General features: G+C 66.2%; 3 protein-coding genes and 1 pseudogene. 2 read left to right on the forward strand and 2 right to left on the reverse strand.

What is annotated here, in order from left to right:
• Positions 1 to 276, forward strand: a pseudogene (locus tag VL752_RS14035) (hypothetical protein); the annotation flags it as partial.
• Positions 269 to 1,327: a glycosyltransferase family 2 protein gene (locus tag VL752_RS14040; protein ID WP_325356299.1), complete on the forward strand. Its 1,059-nt coding sequence runs from the start codon at positions 269 to 271 to the stop codon at positions 1,325 to 1,327. The pseudogene VL752_RS14035 and the gene VL752_RS14040, both read left to right, overlap by 8 nt.
• On the opposite strand, the gene VL752_RS14045 is transcribed toward VL752_RS14040, so the two are convergent.
• A complete protein-coding gene (locus VL752_RS14045) occupies positions 1,316 to 2,767 on the reverse strand; it encodes a hypothetical protein (RefSeq protein ID WP_325356301.1) in 1,452 nt (483 codons plus the stop codon). The two genes, VL752_RS14040 and VL752_RS14045, sit on opposite strands and share 12 nt — an antisense overlap.
• Positions 2,768 to 2,799: 32 nt before the next feature.
• Positions 2,800 to 3,457, reverse strand: a 658-nt coding sequence (gene ppk2, locus VL752_RS14050) for a polyphosphate kinase 2 (protein ID WP_325356302.1), incomplete at its 5' end; no start/stop codon positions are given.

Raw genomic sequence — 3,457 nt, forward strand, 5'->3', positions numbered from 1 at the left:
CTTGTCGCGATCCGTCGCGACGCGATGGCTTTGCTGTTGCCCTTCGGGCCGGAGGCCGGCATGGGCTGGGGGCTGGATTTCGTCTGGCCGGTGGCGGTGGAGGCGGCGGGTCTGCGGCTCGGCATCGTCGATGCATCGCCCATCGCCCATCGTCTGCGACGGCCGGTGACGGGCTATGATCACGACGGCGCGGCCCGCGCCATGGCGGACCGTCTCGCCTCCCGCCGCCACTTGCCACCGTCTCTCGCGTTCAGCGTGATCGAAGCCTATGCCTGAGGCACCCGAGATTTCCGCGATCCTGACGACGCATAACCGCGCACATCTATTGCCGCGCGTGCTGGAAGGTTTTTGCGCGCTGCGGCTTCCGCCGGACCGTTATGAGCTGCTCGTAGTGGATGATGGATCATCCGATGGAACCGCGGCCGTGCTCGATGCCTATCGGAGCCGGCTGCCGATGCGCGTGGTGCGGCAGAACGCGGCGGGGCTCGCCGCGGCCAAGAACCTCGGTATCTTCATGAGCCGAAGCCCCATCCTGCTCTTTGTGGATGACGACGACGTGCCGTCTCCCGATCTGTTGACGGCGCATCTATCGGGACATCTTCGGCACCGGGAGCGCGGTGCCATCATTCTCGGCCGCACGGTGCTGGCACCCGAGATTGCGGACCTGCCGCTCATGCGCCATGTCTCCGGTGCCGGAAGTCAGTTGTTCAGCCAGGGCTGGATGCAGCCGGGGCAGAAACTGACCTTCCGCGAGTTCTGGGGTGGGCGCAGTTCCGTCAAGCGGGCACTGCTCACGGAGTTCGGCGTCTTCAACCCGGTCTTCCGCTTCGGCTGCGAGGATATCGAACTTGCCTGGCGGCTGGAACGGGTGCACGGCCTCAACGTCATCTACGAGCCCACCGCCCGGACCACCATGATCCGCGGCCTGAGCTTCGACGATTTCTGCCGCCGCTCAATCCGCCAGGGTCGCTCCCAATGGGTCTTCGCCTGCCTGCATCCGGACGAGGACGTGCGTGCCTATTGCGAGATCGACCAGGGTCTCGCCGCGTGGTCAGCGGTTGCCACGGATTTTGCCGCTATCCTGCGCCGCGTGCGGGGGCTTGACCGGATGATGCAGATGCGCGGGCCCTGCGCGCCACCTTTGACCGCGCAATCCCAAGTGGAACTGGACGCTGCCTATCGCGAGGCGTTTTTTCTCTGCCGGGCGAAGGGTATCGCCGATGCCGCACGCCTGCCGGCGCCCGCGCAGCCCTTGGGGGAAGCAGAGGCCAGTCGCCTTGGCCTGCTCGATCGCCCGGCGAGCCTCGAGACCCGCCTATCCGCCTGAAATGGCTCGAAGCACCTCTGCGCGGTCCGGCACTACCTTGCGCCCTAAGAGCGGCGCGAGGCCAAGCGGATCGAAGGGTTCCCAGGCAATGCCTGGGGGATTGGCGATCACACTACGCACCTCCCCACCGGGTGCCATCCAGATGCTCATGAGCGGTGTGGTCCAGGGCCAGGCGAACCCCGTAAGCGCCGCGCGCCCGGCAGGCGAGAGGCTGCCAAGCGCCGCCTCCCAGCCAATGACGCCGCGATGATGGCTCAAAACGGTCTGCGCCGCTTGTGCGTAGCGCTGCCACTGCCAGGTCGCCGCCGCATCGGCGAGGGTGACGGAGAGGCAGAGAAGAGAAGCGAGGCCGGCCAGCGCCCGGCGGTCTGGTCCCTTCCGGTGTCTGCCGCGGGCCAGCAGCAAAAGGGCCATGGCGGGGAGGGAGGCAAGGCACGCATTCCCGCGCGCGGCGAAGCTGCTTGCAGCCGCCATGGGTTGCAGGAAGCCAAGGATTGTCAGGGCGGCGAGACCGACGCCAAAAGCCGGCCAAAGGAAGCGGCGGGTCGGCTGTCGAACCCAGCAAAGGGGAAGAGCCAAAAGACCAAGGAGACCGATACAGGAGAAGACATCCGGCCGGTCTCCTGCGCAGAGCCAGCGTAGCCCGAGCACATCCTGGATGAAGGCGCCACGATTGGTGGCCAGACGGGGATGGAGCAGGTCATGCAGGGAGAGCAGGGTGCCAAGGACCAGCAGCAGCGCGACGAGAATCCCCACCCCTCGCGCGACCCGATCCTCTGCGTCCCGGATGCGTTCACAGGCAGCCACAAGGAGTACCGGCCCCAGGAAGCTCATGGCCTCGTGCAGCCTGAGGGCGCCGACGGCGAGAAGAAGCGTCCATGCCTGGGGGAGGGGGCGTGCGGGCGCGCCCAGGATAAGGAGGAACAGCAGCCAGGCATAGGCGGCGGCGGTTGTGCCGTCCGCGATGCTGGCAATGCCTGCGCTCGCGCCGAATCCCAGAAAGACGAAGACGGGAAAGAGCCCCCACGCTCGGGCACGATCGGGTAGCAGGACAAGGCTCGCGATCGTCAGCAGAACGGGCACGAGATTGGTTGAGAGGCTCAGGGCGGTCGCGACGTCGATGGGGCTCGTGGCGCCCAGCCGCATCGCAAAGACGACCGGGGCCTGCACCAGGACCTGCGCCGTCCAGCGCGAGGGCTCGATGATGACGAAACCCTGCCGGTTCCAGAGTTCGGCCGCGTAGAAGGCGCCGTCGGCATAGAGGCCGCGCAGGGCGAGGCCGGCAGCGATCCGCATGCCTGTCAGGCCGGCCAGCGCGATCCCGAGCAGGATCGAGGTTCGCGGCCAGTGGCAGGGTGCGGTCGTTGTCCTTCCCACTGCCGCCGAGGCCAGTTCCGCTGGCGTCCATGTCTTCATATCGAAGGCATAACGATAAGCCAAGGCCCGCGCCAGGGGTTGTGGCCTCTCCGGCCTTAGTAGAGGGAAGGGACGTGCATCTCATCCGGAATGGGGCCGCGGATGTAATCCGGGTTGCGCACGCGCGCCGGCAGGACCACGGGTGGATGTTCCACCGTGCCATAGGGAATCTGGGTCAGCAGATGATGGATGCAGTTGAGGCGGGCACGCTTCTTGTCGTCCGCCGCCACGACCCACCACGGCGCCTCCGGAATATGCGTATGCTCCAGCATCGCTTCCTTGGCCTTGGTATACTGCTCCCACCGCTTGCGGGATTCGAGATCCATCGGGCTCAGTTTCCACTGTTTCAGCGGATCGTTGATGCGCATCTGGAAACGTAGGTGCTGCGCGTCATCGGTGATCGAGAACCAGTATTTGATGAGGATGATGCCCGAGCGCACCAGCATGCGCTCGAAATCCGGCACGTCCTGGAAGAAATGCTCCACCTCCTCGTCGGAGCAGAAACCCATGACCCGCTCGACGCCGGCGCGGTTGTACCAGCTGCGGTCGAACAACACCATTTCGCCGCCGGCGGGAAGATGGGAGACATAGCGCTGGAAATACCATTGTGTGCGCTCCCGCTCGCTGGGCGCGGGAAGAGCGGCGACCCGGCAGACGCGCGGATTGAGCCGCTGCGTGATGCGCTTGATGGCGCCGCCCTTGCCGGCGGCGTCT

Source organism: Acidisoma sp. (assembly GCF_035492295.1).
Lineage (GTDB): Bacteria > Pseudomonadota > Alphaproteobacteria > Acetobacterales > Acetobacteraceae > Acidisoma.

What these genes read in the sequence shown, in the direction of transcription:
- VL752_RS14040 (WP_325356299.1), top strand. Translation starts at nt 269, where the DNA reads ATGCCTGAGGCACCCGAGATTTCCGCGATCCTGACGACGCATAACCGC.